The sequence below is a fragment of the Marinobacter metalliresistant genome (genome assembly GCF_038098645.1).
GTDB classification, from domain to species: Bacteria; Pseudomonadota; Gammaproteobacteria; order Pseudomonadales; family Oleiphilaceae; genus Marinobacter; species Marinobacter metalliresistant.
Map to the genome: position 1 here is coordinate 463,992 of NZ_CP101118.1, position 14,947 is coordinate 478,938.

Genomic DNA, 14,947 nt, shown 5'->3' on the forward strand with positions numbered 1-14,947 from the left:
TACTACACATATGTAGGAGTATCTTAGAACAGAATTCCTACAATCAACAAGGAAATCCATGGCCGCATCCGATCAAAGACTCTATTTCCTGCTGCAACTCGCCGCACACCGCCTAAAAAAACGTGCAGACGCCGCACTCGCCGACGCGGCGGACCTGTCAACGGCCCAAGCCGCTGCCCTTTCGATCATTGCCAATAGGGGACCTGTTTCCCAACGCTTTGTGGCGGACCAACTCGCGCAAAGAGAAAGTGCTGTTATGACAATGACCAATCGCCTGCTTAGGGCGGACTACATAACCAAAAGCAGGTCAGAAACGGATGCGAGGGTGTGGGAGCTGTCAGTCACTGACCGCGGATTGAAAGCTTTGGACAAAATGCAGGAGCCGTTTTCTGCGATCAATGGCTTGATCGATAGCCGGCTGGGAGCGGATGAGGTTGATCGATTGGCCGCTGGCCTGAAAAAGTTGCTGAAGGCGCTGGACGTTTAATAGAAACCGGGCGTTTACCTCGGACACCAAGGCGCTCGGCACTAGCCTCTAGAGCAAGGCTATCCGATTGCATGATCCGACGTTAAATTGGCGTATTAACGCTCACTGTCTCGATAAAACGCACGGCTCTTCTCGTAAAACGGTGACATGTCGATCAGACCAAAACCCAGCCCCGATTCATGTAAAAAGAATGTGTAAGGCTCTCCTGAAGGCAGACTCTGCCAGTATTCCGGGATGCTGCTTTCCTGTTGGTTGATAGCCGGATAGTCAGAGTGCTCAAAGTAGCCGGGTTGAGTCATCTTGAAAGCTACGGCCACTGGTTCGGGAGAATTCATCAGTGTGTACCGTTGAAGGCCAGGGTAGGCGGCCACCATCGCAATGACACCGAGCAGGGCGGCGAGGCCCAGGCGCTCTGCTCCCGGAGCACCTTTCCCAAGTTGAAAACCGAGGGCACCTGCCAGCAGTCCCGCCGACACAAAGGGCCAGAGTGGCAAGTCACCGGAAACAAGGTAGTTGGTGAGCAGGGTATAATCAACGAGCGCATAGGTGGCGAGCCCGGCCAGCAGAATCAGCTGGATGACCATGCCCTTGTGTTGCAGCAAGTTAAAGTGGTTTGCCAGCGGCCCGGTTCGGTTAACGGGGGTCGAGGTAAAATCGGCATTGCCTGTGACGCCAGACACCGTGGTCAACCCAAAAAGCCCAAGGCCCGTCAAACGCGGAATGTGAATCGTGAGATTCTCGCTGTCCAGCTCCAACCAGACCTGGCGATTGGCAAAGACCACAACACAGCCCACCAGCAGAAGAACCGCGAGCAAGTGCAGCTCGAAAGGCACATTACCTTGTTCGTTCAGAACAAGCTGGCTTACATCCAGCTCACCAACATTTGGCAATACCAAAAACAGGCTGCCAAACAGGAATGCCAGCAATGCTCCGATTCCGGCAAGCAAGTGGTTTGTTTTGAGGATGCTGGAAGAGTAACGAAAGCGATGCTTTACCATCGTTCAATGTCGTCCCTGACAAAAAAGTGAGGCCACCATGGTAAATAGAAATCGGACTAAAAACGAGCTCTAGCATTACTGAGGAGAAAGTGATGTCGGGCTCAGGCGAAATCAGTCTCGCAAGATGCAACGGCGGAAATGTCATCTTCGAAATGAGTGGCACGCCCATCATTATGTGAACGGCAAATTTGAATTAGAACGGTGAGTACTTTGTGTGGACGTCTATCGGTGCAGATTAAAAACCCAATCAGTCATAAGAGATGCAGGTTTTATTTTGTGTTGAGTAAGAGCAAAATAAGTAGCAAGGAGTGCGTATTGACGCCCGATTCAAGGTGATCTTTTTTATGCGTACAAGGGTAGCTCAACAATAATGAAAATTTCACCCTTACCGCCCCTCAACAGTCTGGTGGCCTTTGAAGCTGCGGCGCGTCACCTCAGCTTCACCCGCGCCGCCGACGAATTAAATGTTACCCAGGGTGCAATCAGCCGGCAGGTTCGTGTGCTTGAGGATTATCTGGGCAAACCGTTGTTCACGCGGGCGACGCGCAAAGTGAATCTTACGATGGTGGGCTTGCAGTACGCCCAGACCATTCGCAGTTCACTTGCTGAGATTTCCTCTCTCACGTCCGAGGTGCGCTCATGGCGGAGCATGCAACAGGTTACTGTGGCCACCTCGAGCGCCATGGCCTCGCTTTGGCTACTGCCCAAAATTACGGCCCTTCAACAGCAACACGACGATATTGATCTGCGTATCACGGCCCTTGAACAGGTCCGAGATCTTGATCGGATAAAGTTTGATATCGCACTTTTCTACTGCCAGACGCCGCCGCCGGGAATGAAGGGGACAACACTCTTTTATGAAGAAGTGTTTCCTGTGTGCAGCCCAGACTATCTGGAGAACCATGGCCCAATCGACACACCCGATGCGTTGCAGTACTGCACCTTGCTGTCCCTGGAGGATTCCGACATTGACTGGGTCAGTTGGAAGCGATGGTTTGCGGAAGTGGGCGCAGAGACCCGGTCGTCCAAACGAAGCCTCCATATAAACAGTTACTCAATGCTTGTGCAGGCTGCGTTGATGGGGCAGGGAGTGGCGCTTGGCTGGGGGCAGTTGGTTGACGACTACCTTCTGAGCGGCCAGTTGGTCAGGCCTATGGATACCGTGCTGAAGACAAACGCGCGATTCTGCATGCTGGAGCCGACCCAGGCTCCATCACGGCACGCCAGTGTTCGAGCTTTCCAGCAGTGGTTGCTGGGAACGATCCCGAAGGAAGTAGGCGACCTTGGTTTAACCTGATCGGAAAACAAACCCCGCTGCCTCGCGGCAGTGGGATTTTTTGCCTGCTGTCGGACGTTCAGGCCGGGACGGGCCTCGCGCTTGTGGTAGTCTCTGCGCCTGCATGTCCGCCGCTGTCGAGTATGCAGAGCACCAGTGTTCCCGAGTCGGCCGAGGTGATGAAATAGGTTGCCAGCAGCAGCACTGCAAGAATCGAGAGTATGCTGCCCAGCGCACCAGCATCCAGGCCAGCGAACATGGTAAACAGAGCCGATGTGGTGTCTGCCTGAGTGGCCTGTAGAACATCACCGCCGGTGAAGGCTGTTGCCGCAATCCCAGCGTCTTCGGATACCGCCTCGTTGTAGGCGGTTTGAGCCTGCAACTCCTGGTACAGGGCAGCGCCGCCAAAGACGGACATCCACACGCAAGTCACCAGAGTCGGAACAATCAGTGCTCCACCAATCATTTCCCTGATCGTACGGCCCCGGGAAATTCGGGCGATGAACATGCCGACGAAAGGTGCCCAGGTCATCCACCAGGGCCAGTAAAACGCTGTCCAGTAGTTCTGCCAGCCAGTGTCGGCATAGGTATCGCTCCACAAGCTCATACTCAGCAGGCTGCTGGCATAGTCGCCGGTGGTTTCCAGTAGTGTATTGAGTATGTAGCGGGTTGGTCCGATCGCGAGGATGGTGATCACGATCACAACGGACAGCACCATATTCCATTCAGAAAGCAGCCGGAGGGACCGTAAATCCGGTTGCCGATGAATGGGTAAAGTATGGAGCGGAGCGTAAGGGGCAATCCCTTGCGGTACGCGAGATAGGCCAGCGATAGTGCCACTATAATAAAGGTGGCCCAGGGATGAAGGCCCCAATGGAAAAAGGTCAGACGCATCGCCGCACTGGCTGATTCTGCGCTTAACCCTTCCGAGAAGGGATTCGCAGATGAGATTTTGTCATGAAATCGCCACCTTTCGACCGAACCTCATGAGCCGTCAAACGACGTTGCGCTATGGATTATTTTTACTCATCCATCGATGAAAAATCGTCGATTGTCCAGGTCAGGGCCCCCACTACAGAATCAACTCAATCCGGGGCCATATGTGAAGTAGGCCAGAGAGAGAACAACAACAATCCAACAGGCAATTTCGAAAGTGAGACCATCATGACAAATCCGAACCTGATCTCCGCTCGCCAACTGGACAGCGTACTCGCACCCATCTCTGATTCCACTGGTATGCCCAACGCCGCCTATGTCAGTGAGGCGTTCTTCAATCATGAGCGAGACACGCTCATGGCCGGAACCTGGGTCTGCGTCGGTTTTGCCAGTGACCTGGTCAAGAGCGGCTACGTCAAGCCTGTTGACTTCATGGGCTTACCGCTGCTGTTGATGCGGAACAAAGACGGCCTGGTACAGGTGTTTCACAACGTCTGCAGCCATCGCGGCATGCAACTGGTGGCAGAGGAAGGAGAAGTGCAGGGGGTGATCCGTTGCCCCTACCATTCATGGACGTACGATCTGAATGGCAACCTCAAGGGCACGCCCCACATCGGTGGGGTTGGCCAGCACAAGGTAGAGGGCTTCAAGTGTGAAAAGCATGGCCTCAAGCCTCTGCGCAGTGTGGTGTGGATGGACCTGGTCTTTGTTAATGCAGATGGACAGGGTCCTGACTTTGCAGAGCACATTGCGCCGCTGGAGAACCGCTGGCGCGACTTCATTGGCGCTGATGGTTTTGACTTGATGCGAAGGGTCAACATGGGCGGCAGCCTGGAAATGACTGTCAACTGCAACTGGAAGCTGGCCGTAGAGAATTATTGCGAAAGCTATCATTTACCCTGGGTTCACCCAAGCCTGAACAGCTACTCAAGGCTTGAAGACCATTACAACATCCAGGAAGGCGAGCATTGCTCGGGCCAGGGCAGCTTTGCCTATCGTCTGTCCAATGTCGCCGGCACCCACCTGCCGAAGTTCCCGTCATGGCCAGAAGACAAGCTGGAACATGCCGAATACGTGTCGCTGTTCCCCAATGTGCTGCTGGGCATCCAGGCGGACCATGCCTTTGCGATGATGCTTGAGCCACTTTCCGCGGGCCAGACCAAAGAACATTTGCGGGTCTATTACGTTGGTGAAGAGGCTGCGAAGGACTCCTATGCGGCTTGCCGAACCTCCACTCTGGAATCCTGGCGAGTGGTATTTGGCGAGGATATCGGCGTTGTTGAAGGCATGCAGCGTGGTCGTCAGTCTCCGGGCTTCCAGGGCGGCGTTTTTTCGCCGGTGCTTGATCATCCCACACACTTTTTCCATCAGTGGGTGGCTCGCCGTGTCGGCAATCAATCAGCCGCCGCCTGACCTCAGACACTAAAAAAGGAGCGCGCCGTGACCAGGCTTGAGCGTTACTACAACTACATTGACGGTACCTGGGTAGGTGCCGAAACTTATCGACTGATCGACGATCCGGCAACTGGCGAACCGTACGCTGAAATTGCCGACGCCAGCACAAGCGACGCCGATGCGGCTCTGCAAGCAGCGCGTCGCTGCGTCGATTCGTGTGCCCTGAGTTCCGTGCGCCCGGCCCAGCGAGTCACCTGGCTGTTGGCAATCGCCGACGAAATCAGAGCACTGACCGAAGAAGCCGCAGCGGTTCTGAGCAGGGAAAACGGCAAATCCCTTGACGTTGCCCGGGGCGAGTTCACAGAAGCGGCGCGGTATTTCGAATACTACGCGGGCATGGCGGATAAGATCGAGGGTGTGTCGATTCCGTTGGGCGATGGTTACGTGGACTTCACCAGCTATGAGCCTATGGGCGTTTCTGTGCAGATTGTGCCGTGGAATTTCCCGCCGTCGATCTGCGCACGCTCTCTGGCGCCGGCTCTGGCAGCTGGCAACGCCGTGGTGGTGAAGTCGCCGGAAGTCTCGCCGCTGGCGATGACTTTCCTGATGACAGCCTGTGAACGGGCCGGGCTGCCCAAAGGTGCGGTAAACCTGCTGTGCGGAGATGGCTCTTTGGTAGGCGCCCACCTGGTGGGACGTGCACTCACCAACCAGATCGTTTTCACCGGTTCGGTCGCCACCGGCCAGAGCATTCTCAGGGCGGCCGCCGAGCATGCAACGCCCTGCGTGATGGAAATGGGCGGCAAATCGGCTGCTATCGTACACCCCGACGCCGACATTGAGCAGGTACTTGCCAGCGTGCGGAGTGGCATTTTCTTCAACTCCGGCCAGGTCTGCTCGGCGATGTCACGGCTGCTGGTGCACCGTTCCCGCCTGGCCGAAGTGACCAGGCGGGTGACCGAACTGGCAGAGAGTCTGTCCATCGGTAGCGGTTTTGAAAATCGGTACATCACGCCTTTGGTGTCCAAGGCTCAGTTGGCTCAGGTCGAGGGCATGTGCCAGCGTGCCATGGCCGACGGTGCCAGATGTCTCACTGGTGGCGAACGGGTTTCCGGAACCGCCGGTTACCTCATGCAACCGACTGTGTTCGTCGATGTGGCGGTCAACAGTGAGATATTCCAGCAGGAGGTGTTCGGCCCGGTTCTGGTGATTCACCCCTTCGATTCCGAAGACGAAGCCGTTGAGCTTGCCAATGGCACCGCATTCGGTCTGGTGGCAGGGGTTTTTGATCGACAACTGGATCGCGCCCTTCGGACAGCCCGCAGACTGCGAGGTGGTCAGGTGTTCATCAACGAATGGTTTGCCGGTGGCATTGAGACACCGTTTGGCGGCGTCGGGCTTTCCGGCTTCGGTCGGGAGAAGGGCCAGGAAGCACTTTACAGCTACGTGCAGACTCGAAATATTGCCATCCGGATTTCCGGCGAGTGAGGGCGACATCATGAAAACCTGGCTTTGCGTTATCTGTGGCCTGATCTATGACGAGGCCAAGGGCTGGCCTGACGACGGAATCGCACCTGGTACCCGCTGGGAGGATGTGCCTGAGGACTGGGTATGCCCGGAATGTGGTGTCGGTAAGTCCGATTTTGAAATGCTGGATATCAGTGAAGACAGCCCGTCGGAGGCCGAGGTCCCGGTTGAGTTCCCGGAACAGGTCGCTGCCAGTGTATCGCCAACCGGGCCGGTTGTGATTATTGGCAGCGGTCACGCAGGCTATGGCGTTGCCGCAGCCTTGCGCGCCCGCAACCCGGGGCGTGAGATTCATGTCTTCACAGCCGATGACGGCGGCCTTTACTCGAAACCAGCGCTTTCCAATGCGCTGGCTCTGGGGAAAGATGCCGGGGGATTGCTTGAGGAGTCTGCCCTGTCTATTGAGCAACGACTCAACATTCGTGTACACGCATTCTGCCCAGTGCTTTCCCTTGATCATGAGCAACGTGTACTGGTTACCCGGCTGGGTGAGATCGACTATGGCCAGTTGGTTCTCGCAACCGGTGCAAGGCCGATCCGGATCGGTTTTACCGGCGACCAGAATTCCGTGCTTCCGGTCAACGACCGTCAGGACTATCAGCGGCTTCGGGCCAAACTGGACATTCTGGACGAGCCAGCGCGCGTCACCATCGTTGGTGACGGGCTGATTGGCTGTGAGTTTGCCAATGATCTTGCCCAGGCAGGCCATCGGGTGACGGTGGTTGGCCTTGCCGACCGTCCCTTGCCAAGGCTGTTGCCGGAAGCCGGCAGTGCCGTCCTGCGCAAGGCGCTGAGTTCCGTGGGTGTCCAGTGGTACCTGTCTTGTTCTCTGGCGGATGTCCAGAGACTGCCGGCCGGCGATGTCCGGCTGACCCTGACCGATGGCACAGAGCTGGACGCCGATCTGGTGATCAGCGCGGTTGGTCTGGTCCCGAACGCGGATCTGGCCCGACAAGCCGGGATCGATTGCGGGCGAGGTGTGCGGGTGAACGATTACCTTGCCACGTCCGCGCCTGACGTGTACGCGATCGGTGATGCCGTTGAAATAAAAGGGCAGTTGTTGCCTTATCTGGCGCCGATCAATGCCGGGATTCGGGCCCTGGCCGCAACCCTGGATGGCAGCCCTACTGCGGTGAGCTACCCGACCATGCCCGTGCTGGTGAAAACACCGGCGGCGCCGGTCTGTGTTGTGGTTCCCCCTGAAGGAAGCAACGGCCGGTGGCAAACGGATCAGAGTGGTGATGGTATTCGGGCCGCCTTTTACAACACAGATGGTGTGATGACCGGTTTTGCCCTGGTAGGTGAGGAAGCAATGGCCAGGCGCAGCGAATGGATCAAGGCGTGTGGCATGGCCTCGGCGGCATGAGGGACGTCGTATCAATCAACCAGAAACCCAGTTGGACGTCGCGCAGCGACGAGGGACCCAAGATGACCCAGGCAATTATTCCTCAGGATGATAAATGCAACGGCTGGTATCACCTGCTTGACGAGCCGCCCCAGGCGCGGCGGCTTGCCAACCGGGTCGTCGCTGACTGGCTGGTCATTGGCGCGGGATTCACTGGCCTGGCGGCGGCAAGGCGCCTCGGCGAGTTACGTCCGCATCACCAGGTGGTGCTGCTTGATGCGTTACGAGTCGGGCAGGGCGCTTCCGGACGCAATACCGGATTCGTGATTGACCTCCCCCACAAACGTGACCTGGAAGACAACAACATTGAGCGCAAGCAAAAGCTGCTGACCCTCAACCGGGCGGCGATCAGTGATCTGGACACCCTGATCAAACGGCATAGCATAGACTGCGACTGGTCTTTGGCGGGGAAGTACCAGGGTGCAGTGGGCGAGCGCGGGCTCAAGTACCTGAGCGGGTATGAGGCGTTGCTCAAGGCGTTTGACTATCCTTACCAGCGCTTGGAACGCGAGGCATTGACCCCCATTCTCGGCACCTCTCACTACGCCGCCGCAATCTATACTCCAGATACCGCCCTGATGCATCCGGCGGCACTGGTGAGAGGATTGGCCGCAACGTTGCCGGAGAACGTACAGCTCTTTGAAAACTCGGCAGTTGTTGGACTGTCCCGCAGAAACGGCTACTGGCATGCATTGACGCCAGAGGGTGAGGTGCAGGCGAAGGGACTGATCCTGGGATCCAATATCTATTCGCAGGAATTCGGCTTTCTGAAAAACCGGATTCTGCCGGTAATGACGTTCGCCAGCATGACCCGGCAACTTACCGATCAGGAGATGGGGCTATTCACCCAGGCGCCGCATCATTTTGGTCTTACACCCGCCGACCACGCTGGCACCACCGTTCGGTTGACACCGGATCGGCGACTGATCATTCGCAATCAGTACCGCTTCGTACCCAAATACCACGACAACCTGGCCGGCCGTATGGCCATTCGTCAGGGCCATCGGAATTCCTTCCTGGCCCGTTACCCATCACTGGATCATGTGCCTTTCGATTCCACCTGGGGTGGCGCCTGTGGCTTGTCCCGCAATTTCACCCCGTTTTTCGGCGAAGTCGGGGAACAGGCATGGATGTCAGGTGTTCACCAGAGTGTCGGTGTGGCCCGCGGCACCATTTCCGGCAGGCTCATTGCGGAGCTCGCCACAGGCCAGAATTCCAGCCAGTTGGCGGATATGCTGGCAGTGTCTGGAAAACCCGCTATCAACCCACCGCAGCCTTTCCTGGGTGTTGGGGTCAGGGCTCGAATGTCTCACGCTGCCTGGGCCAGCCGCAGTGAACTCTAGCGTGCAGGCCAACCCTCGGGAGTTTTCATAACCAGCACACATTCGAGCCGTTCACCTTGATCATCGCGAAACCGAGCTCAATCAACCGACGGTCCCGGTAACAAACGGCTAAAATTGGCCTATGCTTTAGTAGGAATCTGCGGTAGACAGAGAGCAGTTCTGACCGGTAGAGGAATTGCGTTGATGAGGTGCACCCGAGGCGAAATTCCGGATGGACAAAGTCCGTGCCTTTGTTTCCTGGATTATCGGGGAAGTGCGTTTAGAGTATAGGTATACGCTGGGGTACTTAAGCCTCCATGCACGGATAATGATATTTTGCTCTGGACGACCACAGAAAGTGCTAAATTTTCGGCATGTCCACGACATTCGGCCAGAGGATAGTTAAAGATGAAGCAAACACAGTTTCTCCAGGATTTAATCAAGCAGCTCTCGCCAAAACTGGACTCAACGTCCTATGTCTACTGCACAGTGGCTCGTGCAAAGTATGGTGAGCTGGAAAAGCTCAAACCCATTGTCAGCATTGCCGAACTGGAAGGTCTTACTCTGGTCATTCCTCTGGCACAGGCCAAATCCGAGGACCTGGACTACTACAGAGTCTTCCGCCGCATCACGCTCGAAGGCCACTCCAGTCTTGAAGCTCTGGGCCTCACATCCGTGGTAACGAGCCTGCTTGCCGACCGGGGCATTACCACCAATGTCATCGCAGGGTTTTATCACGACCACATGTTCGTGCCCAGTGATCGAATTGATGAGGCCATGGAAGCACTGAAAGTGCTCGCCAGCCAACCCGGCGACTAAAGCCGGGCAACGGTAAGCAGCTGACGCCACCTCAAAACTCCCTGAGTCACTGATCCAGGGTTATATTCAGTATCTGCCCCACGCCGGCGGGCGCCGAGACAAAGCCTTGGTGCCCTACCACAACGACACTCTCAGGGATGACTTCATCACTGTGGTGGCAATTGATGACAATAGACAAGTTACAGAATTCTCTAATATCCCAGGTGCAGAAGCCAAGATTCAGCAGCGGTTCATTGCAGCCCCGGTAGGCCCCCGCGCTGCTTGACGAGCGCGATGCCCTCGCGCACGAACCCGAGCAGCGCGTTCAGGTTAATTCGCGGTTACGCCAGGCGTTCCAACGCCAGCGCCACCCCCTGGCCGCCACCGATGCACAGGGTAACCACGCCACGGCGCACGTCATCTCGGGCCATGGCGTGTAATAGCCGGGTGGTCAGCACCGCGCCGGTGGCTCCGATTGGATGGCCGTGCGCAATCGCGCCGCCTTCCACGTTAACGATATCCTCGGCCAGACCGAGCTCCTGGGTCAGGGCAAGGACGATGGCAGCAAAGGCTTCGTTGATCTCGATGCGTTCGATATCACCTACGCTCCAGCCGGCACGTGCCAGTGCCTGTTGCACCGCCGGCACCGGGCCCAGGCCAAAGTAGCCGGGTTCCACCGCGCCGATACCGTAGCTCACCAACCGCGCCATGGGTTCCAGGCCATGGTGTTCCGCCCAGGCGCGATCAGCGACGATCATTGCTGCCGCACCCGTGTTCAGCCCAGGGGCGTTACCGGCGGTAATGGTGCCGTCCTTGCGGAAGGCCGGCCTGAGTTTGCCGAGGCCCTCGGCGGTGGCGTCGGGGCGATTGTGCTCATCGCGCCCGAAGGCCGCCGTGCCCTTGTGGGATGTGACTTCGACCGGCACGATCTCGGCGTCGAAGCGTCCTGCCACCTGAGCCTCGCTGAAGCGTTGCTGGCTGCGCGCCGCCCAGCGGTCCTGATCCTCGCGGCTGATGTTAAAGCGGCTGACCAGATCCTCCGTGTGCCACCCAGAGTGCTGATCAGAGAAGGCATCATTGAGCCCGTCGCGCAGCATGCTGTCGTAAATCTCGGCATTGCCCATGCGGTGGCCCCAGCGCCCGTGCAGATCCAGGTAGGGCGCAAGATCCATGTTCTCCATTCCGCCGGCGATAGCACAGTCACGATGCCCGAGCATTATCTCCTGCGCGGCGTTAATCACCGCCTGGGCGCCGGAGCCGCAGACCCGGTTGACCGTCATGGCCGGCACCGACACCGGCAATCCGGCGTGGATCGCAGCCTGGCGCGCCGGGTTCATCCTGGCGCCGGCCTGAACCACCTGACCCAGCACCACACTCTGCACATCCTCGGGGGGCAGGCCCGAGCGGCGCAGGCTCTCGGCGATAGCAGTAGCGCCGAGCTCGGGTGCCGGCGTGTCCTTGAGTGTGCCACCGTAGGTGCCGATGGCCGTGCGTACCGGAGCGCAGAGAACGACGTTGGATTCTTTCATGATTGATTACCTCGCGTATCTGTTTTGTCCTTGCCGGGCCATAACCCGCCATAGAGCCTCTTGAACACCGTCTCGAAGATGCTGTCGCGAGTCGTGCCCACAAGCTTCAGTGCCGAGGTGATTGAGTCGCTCACTGACGTCTCCCATTGCCGATAGGGGCTACTACTATTGACCGGCGTTGGCGTGGCCTCCATCCTCTCGGCCAGCCACTTGACCCCGCCCATCCAGGGCGCGAAGCGCTCCGAGAACATCAGGCGGCTGGTTCTTGCCGGATGCAGTTGGCGCAGCATCTCGGCCGACCAGGGGGTGGTGACCCGCCGCACCCAGGGCCCGACAAAGGTCTCGTAGAGAGTCACATTGCGCTTGGAGAGGGCTTTTACGCGCTCGAACTCCGGTGCCTGGTCGGGGTACTCCAGATCTTCCACATGACGTTCCTCGAAACGCACCTGGAACTGGGGCTTGTGACAGTCCGGGTCGCCGGTGGGATTGTCTATCTTCATCTCGTAGAGCCCGGGGGCAAGGTCATTGAGATCGCCGACGCTCTCGAGGATCGCCCGGTGCTCCAGCCGTGCGACCTTGGCGGAAACGAAGATTCCCAGATGGCCAACGTGTGGGTTGATCAGGTAGACGATTCGCTGGCCAGCGGCCTTGAGTGCCTTGGTGTCTGGGTACACCGCGGGGATCCAGTTGAGCGCCTGGTGCGGTGGGGTGATGTTGTCTCCACTGGAGGCGAAGATCACCAGCGGGTTGCGGATGCGCTTGAGGTCAACGGTGCAACCGGGATGGACTTCAAACTCGCCACGCTCCAGCTTGTTACCGATGAAGAGATTCTCGACGATAGCAACAATCTCTTCCTTGCTCAGGCTATAGAAGCCGGTCCACCAACGCTCGAAGTCCAGAAATCGCTCGCGCTGGCCGTCGATGTCGGCAAACAACTGGTAGTCCTTCTGCCACAAGGTATTTGCCGGCTTGAGGGATTCGAAGTTGGCCGCCAGATGGGCGCCATCAAAGCGCCCGCCCCCCAGATCCGCCAGCAGGTGCGTCACCCAGGCGCCGCCCAGCAGCCCGCCGGCGAGGCGCATGGGATTAACGCCGGATTCGCCGGACCAGTAGGACAGCGGTGAGCCGTTAAGCACCGCCGGCCCGACCAGGCCCTCACAATCAGCCGAGAGCAGTGCGATGGCCCATCCCGCCTGGCAGTTGCCGTAGAGCACCGGCGGCATGTCGGGGTGGCGCTCGGCCAGCGTCTCGACGAAGCGCCGTAGTACGTGTAACACGTCCTCCAGCGTCTGCCCGGGCATGGGCTCGGGGAAGAAGATCGCGAAATAGACCGGGTGCCCCTCGTGGAGTGCCATGCCCACTTCGGAGTCTTGTTTGAAACCGCCGATACCGGGACCATGACCGGCGCGCGGATCGACGATCATCACCGGCGGTTTGGTCTCGTCGAGGCAGTCTTCCAGACAGTCCTCGCCGACCCGGGTGATGCGTAGCAGGGCATAGTTGGCGGGGCGCTCCAGCCGGCGACCGTCCAGGATCATTTCATAGTCGAAGTCGAGTAGCGGTGGCTTGCCGGCCTGCTCATGCTCAAGCATGTTATTGGCACGCTCGCGCAGGGTGTCCAGGTAGCGCACGCCGCGCCGCCACAGGTCGGTCTGGTAGGCGAACAGTTCCGTCGCCGGGTTGCTCGGGATGGTGGCGTGTTTGTCGGGCCTGACCGACGGGTCGGGCGCCTTGTCTGTCGTTGGCTTGGCATTCATAGTGGTTTTACCTCTCGGTGTCAGGATGAAGTTTGGTCAAGTCGGCTCTGCTGGGCAGCGTTGCCGCCAGCACGGCCACCCCGTAGAGGTGCCACCAGCGAACCCTCAATGCCATCTCTCACCGCGATTCCTGCGTTGAAGAATGCGAACACAGGCACGACACCGAAGGTGACTATCTTGAAAGAGCAGAGTCGGTTTTAAATTTCGGTCAAGGAAGGCTTCCGGCCATATTATCCACGTTGCGGCTCTCTGGCGCTGCAAAATTATCAATCAAAGCCCATATTTTTGCCGGGTCTGACAGATAGACTTGATGGTCTTCTCCCATGAGCCGCTCAAATATTGCGTTTGAAAAAAACGGCAGCAATGCGACTGCGTTCTCCACCGGTGCCGCGAGGTCATTTTCTCCATGAATGAGCAGTATTTTTTTGTCCTGTATTTTCGACGCCAGCCTCTGCAAATCCGCGTTCGCCAAAATTTCATCAAGCGTGCGATAATAGCTGACCCAGGTATGCTTTTTTGCCTCGTCAAAAATCTCCTTCGGAATGTTTTTTGGCCGAAACCACTCGGTCATGTAAATCGGGTGGAAATAGCAAACGAACTGGTAGGTCGAATCGACGGATAATTCATCCCACAAAGAAATTCTCGCGAAAGTCTCCTTGATCTCCTCTTTATCGGCAAAACTCGGAAGGCCGATGGTCACCAACCCGTCAAACCACTCGGGATGTTCTCCGACCAGCCCCATCGCCAGGATGGCACCAAGCGAATGCCCAACCGCGAACGAATTGCCGGAATCAAAGCCCTCTTTTTTCATCACTTTTTCAATGGCTGTTATGTGTTCTTCCAGATCGTATTTGCCATTGGGTTTGGGTGAGTCGCCAAAACCCAGAAGGTCGATCAACAATAATGAGTAAGAGTCCGGCGCATACGCCAAACCCTTCTTCCAGTACCTCAACGAGCCCGTCAGACCGTGCAGAAGTACTATCTTCGTAGGACCATCACCTATCCGCTCATAGTTAAGCGTCATCGATTGCGGGTCGTATGGCGTTGCAAGCGCGCCGCGGAGATAGGTTTGAACACCGGTTCCGATGAAAGCGAGGATCACAAAAGCAATAGTCAGGTAGAACACGCGTTTTCGCACTGGTGGCTCCCAAATAGCCCAAGTTTATCGAGCGCGATGGCTCGTCACAGTTTGCCAATAAAGGGCTCGTAGACGCCGGTCCAGCTCACACCCCATGCACCAGCCCTCTTGACTCAGGTGGGCGGCTACGCAGTAAATTCCTTAGTAATGCCATTTTAACGGATTTTAGTGTTTCAACAGGGAAGTATCACTCCCATGGGTGCCGAGTCTGGACGACCACAGAGAGCACTAAATTTCCCGAGCAACAAATCAATAAGTTGGGCGCTGAGGTCCGCACAAAGTGCTACCTGATTACTCATGTTGATCAGCTTGCACTGGCCTTCAACGACAAAAAGTATAAAAACGCATCTGGTGAGACGGTGACAACCAAGGTGTGTGG

At 57.3% G+C, this 14,947-nt stretch carries 13 protein-coding genes; 7 read left to right on the plus strand and 6 right to left on the minus strand.

Annotation, left to right across the window (positions count from 1 at the left end; translation table 11 throughout):
- Positions 1 to 58 precede the first annotated feature (58 nt).
- Entirely contained in the window at positions 59 to 487 is a 429-nt protein-coding gene (locus NLK58_RS02215) for a MarR family winged helix-turn-helix transcriptional regulator (protein ID WP_117617056.1), read from the plus strand.
- A 95-nt stretch (positions 488 to 582) separates the two neighbouring features.
- Here NLK58_RS02215 and NLK58_RS02220 read toward each other — a convergent pair whose 3' ends face one another.
- On the minus strand, positions 583 to 1,485 hold the full coding sequence (locus NLK58_RS02220; protein WP_117617057.1) for a hypothetical protein: 903 nt from the start codon (positions 1,483 to 1,485) through the stop codon (positions 583 to 585).
- A gap of 370 nt (positions 1,486 to 1,855) precedes the next feature.
- Between NLK58_RS02220 and NLK58_RS02225 the strand changes: the two genes are divergently transcribed.
- Complete coding sequence (locus NLK58_RS02225; protein WP_117617058.1) at positions 1,856 to 2,782, plus strand: LysR substrate-binding domain-containing protein; 927 nt, start codon at positions 1,856 to 1,858, stop codon at positions 2,780 to 2,782.
- 58 nt (positions 2,783 to 2,840) lie between these two features.
- On the opposite strand, the gene NLK58_RS02230 is transcribed toward NLK58_RS02225, so the two are convergent.
- Positions 2,841 to 3,479 carry a BCCT family transporter gene (locus tag NLK58_RS02230; protein ID WP_264756458.1) on the minus strand — a complete coding sequence of 213 codons (639 nt, stop codon included), beginning with the start codon at positions 3,477 to 3,479 and terminating at the stop codon, positions 2,841 to 2,843.
- The gene (locus NLK58_RS02235; RefSeq protein WP_264756459.1) at positions 3,461 to 3,655 is read right to left on the minus strand and encodes a BCCT family transporter; all 195 of its coding nucleotides are present in this window, start codon (positions 3,653 to 3,655) and stop codon (positions 3,461 to 3,463) included. The genes NLK58_RS02230 and NLK58_RS02235 overlap by 19 nt, the downstream gene beginning before the upstream one ends.
- Before the next feature lie 270 nt (positions 3,656 to 3,925).
- Between NLK58_RS02235 and NLK58_RS02240 the strand changes: the two genes are divergently transcribed.
- The 5 genes from NLK58_RS02240 to NLK58_RS02260 all read left to right on the plus strand — a co-directional run bounded on the left by NLK58_RS02240 (position 3,926) and on the right by NLK58_RS02260 (position 10,165).
- Positions 3,926 to 5,110: an aromatic ring-hydroxylating dioxygenase subunit alpha gene (locus NLK58_RS02240; protein ID WP_117620239.1), complete on the plus strand. Its 1,185-nt coding sequence runs from the start codon at positions 3,926 to 3,928 to the stop codon at positions 5,108 to 5,110.
- Positions 5,111 to 5,137: 27 nt separating this feature from the next.
- Positions 5,138 to 6,580, plus strand: a complete 1,443-nt coding sequence (locus NLK58_RS02245; RefSeq protein ID WP_341581945.1) for an aldehyde dehydrogenase family protein — start codon at positions 5,138 to 5,140, stop codon at positions 6,578 to 6,580.
- A 10-nt stretch (positions 6,581 to 6,590) separates the two neighbouring features.
- Positions 6,591 to 7,985 carry an FAD-dependent oxidoreductase gene (locus NLK58_RS02250; RefSeq protein WP_341581946.1) on the plus strand — a complete coding sequence of 465 codons (1,395 nt, stop codon included), beginning with the start codon at positions 6,591 to 6,593 and terminating at the stop codon, positions 7,983 to 7,985.
- Positions 7,949 to 9,367, plus strand: a complete 1,419-nt coding sequence (locus tag NLK58_RS02255; protein WP_319922341.1) for an FAD-binding oxidoreductase — start codon at positions 7,949 to 7,951, stop codon at positions 9,365 to 9,367. Before NLK58_RS02250 ends, NLK58_RS02255 begins: the two co-directional genes overlap by 37 nt.
- A gap of 387 nt (positions 9,368 to 9,754) precedes the next feature.
- A complete protein-coding gene (locus NLK58_RS02260; protein ID WP_117617061.1) occupies positions 9,755 to 10,165 on the plus strand; it encodes an ACT domain-containing protein in 411 nt (136 codons plus the stop codon).
- Between the two features lie 320 nt (positions 10,166 to 10,485).
- On the opposite strand, the gene NLK58_RS02265 is transcribed toward NLK58_RS02260, so the two are convergent.
- The 3 genes from NLK58_RS02265 to NLK58_RS02275 form a co-directional block, all read right to left on the minus strand.
- Positions 10,486 to 11,673, minus strand: coding sequence for an acetyl-CoA C-acetyltransferase (locus tag NLK58_RS02265; protein WP_341581947.1), 1,188 nt, complete (start codon positions 11,671 to 11,673; stop codon positions 10,486 to 10,488).
- Entirely contained in the window at positions 11,670 to 13,430 is a 1,761-nt protein-coding gene (locus NLK58_RS02270) for a DUF3141 domain-containing protein (protein ID WP_341581948.1), read from the minus strand. The genes NLK58_RS02265 and NLK58_RS02270 overlap by 4 nt, the downstream gene beginning before the upstream one ends.
- Before the next feature lie 208 nt (positions 13,431 to 13,638).
- On the minus strand, positions 13,639 to 14,568 hold the full coding sequence (locus NLK58_RS02275; protein ID WP_162893659.1) for an alpha/beta fold hydrolase: 930 nt from the start codon (positions 14,566 to 14,568) through the stop codon (positions 13,639 to 13,641).
- Between the last annotated feature and the right edge of the window lie 379 nt (positions 14,569 to 14,947).

Excerpts from the sequence above, each read along its gene's own strand:
- NLK58_RS02215 (WP_117617056.1), top strand. The coding sequence starts at position 59 with ATGGCCGCATCCGATCAAAGACTCTATTTCCTGCTGCAACTCGCCGCA.
- NLK58_RS02220 (WP_117617057.1), bottom strand. The coding sequence starts at position 1,485 with ATGGTAAAGCATCGCTTTCGTTACTCTTCCAGCATCCTCAAAACAAAC.
- NLK58_RS02225 (WP_117617058.1), top strand. The coding sequence starts at position 1,856 with ATGAAAATTTCACCCTTACCGCCCCTCAACAGTCTGGTGGCCTTTGAA.
- NLK58_RS02230 (WP_264756458.1), bottom strand. The coding sequence starts at position 3,479 with ATGGTGCTGTCCGTTGTGATCGTGATCACCATCCTCGCGATCGGACCA.
- NLK58_RS02235 (WP_264756459.1), bottom strand. The coding sequence starts at position 3,655 with ATGCGTCTGACCTTTTTCCATTGGGGCCTTCATCCCTGGGCCACCTTT.
- NLK58_RS02240 (WP_117620239.1), top strand. The coding sequence starts at position 3,926 with ATGACAAATCCGAACCTGATCTCCGCTCGCCAACTGGACAGCGTACTC.
- NLK58_RS02250 (WP_341581946.1), top strand. The coding sequence starts at position 6,591 with ATGAAAACCTGGCTTTGCGTTATCTGTGGCCTGATCTATGACGAGGCC.
- NLK58_RS02255 (WP_319922341.1), top strand. The coding sequence starts at position 7,949 with ATGGATCAAGGCGTGTGGCATGGCCTCGGCGGCATGAGGGACGTCGTA.
- NLK58_RS02260 (WP_117617061.1), top strand. The coding sequence starts at position 9,755 with ATGAAGCAAACACAGTTTCTCCAGGATTTAATCAAGCAGCTCTCGCCA.
- NLK58_RS02265 (WP_341581947.1), bottom strand. The coding sequence starts at position 11,673 with ATGAAAGAATCCAACGTCGTTCTCTGCGCTCCGGTACGCACGGCCATC.
- NLK58_RS02270 (WP_341581948.1), bottom strand. The coding sequence starts at position 13,430 with ATGAATGCCAAGCCAACGACAGACAAGGCGCCCGACCCGTCGGTCAGG.